This is a genomic window from Polymorphobacter sp., assembly GCF_051860865.1.
Taxonomy (GTDB): domain Bacteria; phylum Pseudomonadota; class Alphaproteobacteria; order Sphingomonadales; family Sphingomonadaceae; genus Sandarakinorhabdus.
In genome coordinates this window covers 1-4,529 of sequence record NZ_JBIMKZ010000121.1, presented here as the reverse complement: position 1 = coordinate 4,529, position 4,529 = coordinate 1, and the positions used below count along the sequence as shown (strand labels likewise).

Below are 4,529 nucleotides of genomic sequence, written 5' to 3'. Positions count from 1 at the left end.
TGGTGGAGGAGATCGGCATGACGGCAGCAGGAAAGGCGGCGCGGTGACGGACGGCAAGGACAGGACCGTGATGGTCACCGGGGTGTCGCGCGGGCTGGGGCTGGCGATCGCCACGCGGCTGCTTGGCGAGGGCTATGCGGTGCTTGGCTACAGCCGCAGCGAGAGCGACGAGGTGAAGGCGCTGGCCGGGGCGCATGGCGAGCGCTTCCAATGGGCGCGGCTCGACATGGCCGATATGGATGCGATTGCCGAGACGGCGCGCGCGGCGATCAAGGGCCGGGCCATCTATGGGCTGGTCAACAATGCCGGCGTGGGGCTCGACGGGGTGCTGGCGACGATGCACCTCAGCGATATCGAGCGGGTGATGGCGACCAACCTGACCGGGCCGATCATCATGAGCAAGTTCGTGCTGCGCTCGATGCTGGCGCGGCGCGAGGGGCGGATCATCAATATCAGCTCGATCATCGCCTCGACGGGCTTTCACGGGCTGGCGGTCTATGCGGCGACCAAGGCCGGGCTGGAGGGGTTCACGCGGTCGCTGTCCCGCGAGGCGGGGAAGTACAAGGTGACGGTCAATTGCGTGGCGCCGGGCTATATGGAGACCGAGATGACCGCCGGGCTGCAGGGCGAGAAGCTCGAATCGGTGCGGCGGCGGGCGCCGCTGGGGCTGCCGGCGCCCGACGAAGTGGCGGCGGCGGTGAGCTTCCTGCTCAGACCCGAGGCGCGGTCGACGACGGGCACGGTGATTACCGTCGACGGGGGCAGCACGGCCTGAGGCTTTTGCCCGGAATTCAGCGCGGCACGTGGATCCGCGCCATGACGTAGCTGGCGATGTTGCGGAAAGCGGTGGCGACGGCATGGGCGACGGCGGCGCCGGCGATGCCCCAGAATGGGATCAGCAGCCAGGCCAGTAACGCCGTCATTGCCAGCGAGGCCACGGCGATGACCAGGATCGGGCGTTCCATGCCGCCCATGGTGAGCATGCTGCCGACCGGGCCGGTGACGATCTTGGTGGCCTGGCCCAGCGTCATGATCGCCAGCGCCGGGCCGGCGACGGCGAAAGCCGGGCCGAACGCCAGCCCCATGATCTGGCCGGGGAAGAGCAGGCAGGCCAGCACCATCGGCCCGAGCACAGCGGCCATGGTCAGCGTGACACGGCGATGGCGGCGCCAGACGCGGGCGGATTCGCCGGCGCGGATATCGCCGGCGACGCGCGCGGCGAGGAAATTCTCGCCGGTGCTGACGACAATGAACATGATCATGATCACCTGCATGGCGACGCGCATGGCACCGACCTCGGCGGTGCTGGCAGCGCCCGCGATCAGCGCCAGCAGCAGCCAGTCGGCGAACATGTCCAGGCCGCGCGCCACCATGATCGGCAGGCCGGCGCGGGTGATGGCGGTGCGGTCCACCGATGCGGGTGGCGCCCAGCTGCGAGCATCGCGGCGGATCAGCACCCAGACGCAGGCGGTGGAGGCAAGCTGGCAGGCGAAGAAGGCGATGACCGCCGCCGCCGCATTGGGGACCTGGCCGGTCACATAGAGCAGCGTGATCAGGCCGGCGAAGAGGAAGCTGTTCAGCCCTTCGTAGAACTGGCCGGCGACCGGGCGCGAGGCGGCGCGGATGATGCTGAGGCCGAGGCGGAACAGGGTAGTGGAGACGATGCCAAGGCCGGCTGCCAGCAGCGCGCCGCGATTGACCTCGAGCATGGTGGCGATCGGCGCAAAGGCGACGGCGGCGAGAAAGGCCAGGGTCAGCGCTAGGCTGGCGATGAGCACGGTGCGGGTGGTGTAGGCGAGCGCGCCCTGGGCGGCGGCGGTGTCGCCGATGCGCAGGTCGCCGGCGATGACCTTGAGGACGATCTGGTCCAGCCCGCGCAATGCCACCAGCGCCAGCAGCGTGCCGGTGAGAACGCTGAAGCCATAGTCTCCGACCACCGCCGGGCCGGCGATGCGGGCGAGCAGCGCTGTGGCAACGAACGCCGCCAGCGCATTGGCCCCTTTGATCGCATAGGCGGCGACGGCGGGCGAGGCGAGACGGGCGAGGATCACCGGCTTGCCTTAGGCTTGAGTTGCGATTTGCAGAAGAGGGGGAATGTTAAGGAAGCGTGGGGAAATTCGGACGGGAGGGCCGCGGCAAAGCCGCGGCTGGCGTCGGACGGTTCGGCCAGCGAGGCTGGCCGCCCCGCCGGCCGGCGCGCGCGAGTCGCGCGATAGCATCGCTATCGCTTGCCGCGCTGCTAGTGATTCATCCCATCGAAAAAGTCCTTGTTGGTCACCGAATCCTTCATCTTGTCGATAAGGAACTCGATGGCGTCGACCGTCCCCATCTGCATGAGGATGCGGCGCAGGACCCACATCTTGCCGAGTGTCGTCTTGTCGACGAGCAGCTCTTCCTTGCGAGTGCCGGACTTGCCGATGTCGATCGCCGGGAAGACGCGCTTGTCGGCGATCTTGCGGTCGAGGACGATTTCGGCGTTGCCGGTGCCCTTGAACTCCTCGAAGATCACTTCGTCCATGCGGCTGCCGGTGTCGATCAGCGCGGTGGAGATGATGGTTAGCGAGCCACCTTCCTCGATGTTGCGCGCCGCGCCGAAGAAGCGCTTTGGGCGCTGCAGGGCGTTGGCATCGACACCGCCGGTCAGCACCTTGCCGGAGCTGGGGACGACGGTGTTGTAGGCGCGGCCGAGGCGGGTGATGTTGTCGAGCAGGATGATGACATCGCGCTTGTGCTCGACGAGGCGCTTGGCCTTTTCGATGACCATCTCGGCGATCTGGACGTGGCGGGTGGCGGGCTCGTCGAAGGTGCTGGAAATCACCTCGCCCTTGACCGTCCGCTGCATGTCGGTGACTTCCTCGGGCCGCTCGTCGATCAGCAGGACGATCAGATAGCATTCGGGGTGGTTGGCGCTGATGGCGCGGGCGATGTTCTGCATCATCATCGTCTTGCCGACGCGCGGCGGCGCGACGATCAGGCAGCGCTGGCCCTTGCCGAGCGGGGTGACGACATCGATGATCCGGCCGGTCTTGTCCTTGATGGTGGGATCGTAATTTTCGAGGTTCAGCTTCTCGTCCGGATAGAGCGGCGTCAGATTGTCGAAATTGACGCGGTGGCGGACGGCCTCGGGCTGGTCGAAATTGACCTGGGTGACCTTGTTCAGCGCGAAATAGCGTTCGCCATTGGCAGGCGACTTCATCTCGCCTTCCACCGTGTCGCCGGTGCGCAGGCCGAAGCGGCGGACGATCTGCGGGGTGACATAGATGTCATCGGGGCCAGCGAGATAATTGCTCTCGGCCGAGCGGAGGAAGCCGAAGCCATCGGGCATGACTTCGATGGTGCCGGTGCCGATGATCTCGTTGCCGGCTTCGGCCGTGGTCTTGAGAATGGCGAAAATAATGTCCTGTTTGCGCAGGGTGGAGGCGTTCTCGATGCCGAGTTCTTCTGCCATGACAACGAGTTCAGCGGGGGTGTTGCGCTTCAGTTCCTGAAGATGCATCTGGTCTGCCTTGAGAGTCCGGGCGCGGGGGCCAAGGGACGTGCTGGATATGGAAGGCGGGCGCTTGTCGCGCGAAACCGCGCACCAGGACGGGGCGGTCGGAGGTTATCTAGGCCCGGCGCGGGGGGGAATCAAGAGTGCCTCAACGTTTCCTGACGAATTCGGCGCGCAGGACGAGACCCTTGATGCCGTCATAGCGGCAGTCGATTTCCTGGGGGTCGCCAGTCAGCCGGATCGACTTGATCAGCGTGCCGCGCCGCAGCGTCTGGCCGGCGCCCTTGACGTCGAGATCCTTGGTCAGCGTCACCTGGTCGCCGTCGGCGAGCAGGTTGCCGACGCTGTCCCGCACTTCAAAGGGCGCGTCGGCGGCTGCCTCGATTGGCTTCAGCGCCGAGGCCGGCAGCCATTCGCCGCTGACCTCGTCATAGACATAGTCTTCGCTGTCATCGGTCATTGCTTCGTCCTTTGCCCCTGTGTGGCCGGGTCTCTATCATCAATTGTCGGTGAAAGCGCGCCAATGCTATGCCGCAATGACGACTGCTGGAGTTGAACGATGCCCGTTGAAGCGCTTGGTGACTATGATGACGGCAATGTCTTTGCCCGCATCCTGCGCGGCGACCTGCCGTGCAAGCAGGTCTACGCAGACGAATGGGCGCTGGCCTTCCATGACATCGCTCCGCAAGCGCCCGTGCATGTGCTGGTGATTCCGCGCGGGCGCTGGCGGAGCTGGGCGGACTTTTCGGCGGGGGCGACCGACGCCGAGATCGGCGGCTATGTGCGGGCCGTCGGCCATGTGGCGCGAATGCTGGGGCTGGAAACGCCGGGCTACCGGCTGCTGGCCAATGCCGGCACGGAGGCCGGGCAGGAGGTGCCGCACCTCCATGTCCATCTGTTCGGCGGCAAGCCGCTGGGACCGATGCTGGCGGGCTAGGCGGTATCGAGCTTCGAAGAAAAGGGCCTCCGGCGGCTGGGGCCGCAGGCCCCAGACCCCGATAATCCGGCCTTCGCTAGGCAACGGCAGAAGGTCCTGTAG

At 66.4% G+C, this 4,529-nt stretch carries 5 protein-coding genes; 2 read left to right on the top strand and 3 right to left on the bottom strand.

Annotated features, from left to right (window positions below; translation table 11 throughout):
* Positions 1-775, top strand: a 775-nt coding sequence (locus ACTIFJ_RS14880; protein ID WP_439534895.1) for an SDR family NAD(P)-dependent oxidoreductase, incomplete at its 5' end; no start/stop codon positions are given.
* A gap of 16 nt (positions 776-791) precedes the next feature.
* On the opposite strand, the gene ACTIFJ_RS14875 is transcribed toward ACTIFJ_RS14880, so the two are convergent.
* From ACTIFJ_RS14875 to ACTIFJ_RS14865, 3 genes are all read right to left on the bottom strand, one after another.
* On the bottom strand, positions 792-2,051 hold the full coding sequence (locus ACTIFJ_RS14875; protein ID WP_439534894.1) for a lipopolysaccharide biosynthesis protein: 1,260 nt from the start codon (positions 2,049-2,051) through the stop codon (positions 792-794).
* 188 nt (positions 2,052-2,239) lie between these two features.
* Entirely contained in the window at positions 2,240-3,496 is a 1,257-nt protein-coding gene (rho, locus tag ACTIFJ_RS14870) for a transcription termination factor Rho (RefSeq protein ID WP_439534893.1), read from the bottom strand.
* A gap of 142 nt (positions 3,497-3,638) precedes the next feature.
* Entirely contained in the window at positions 3,639-3,950 is a 312-nt protein-coding gene (locus ACTIFJ_RS14865) for an alkylphosphonate utilization protein (protein WP_439534892.1), read from the bottom strand.
* A 99-nt stretch (positions 3,951-4,049) separates the two neighbouring features.
* On the opposite strand from ACTIFJ_RS14865, the gene ACTIFJ_RS14860 reads away from it, so the two are divergent.
* A complete protein-coding gene (locus ACTIFJ_RS14860) occupies positions 4,050-4,427 on the top strand; it encodes a histidine triad nucleotide-binding protein (protein WP_439534891.1) in 378 nt (125 codons plus the stop codon).
* Positions 4,428-4,529: the final 102 nt, after the last annotated feature.

Coding starts and splice junctions, on each gene's coding strand:
- rho (WP_439534893.1), bottom strand. CDS start 3,496: ATGCATCTTCAGGAACTGAAGCGCAACACCCCCGCTGAACTCGTTGTC.
- ACTIFJ_RS14865 (WP_439534892.1), bottom strand. CDS start 3,950: ATGACCGATGACAGCGAAGACTATGTCTATGACGAGGTCAGCGGCGAA.
- ACTIFJ_RS14860 (WP_439534891.1), top strand. CDS start 4,050: ATGCCCGTTGAAGCGCTTGGTGACTATGATGACGGCAATGTCTTTGCC.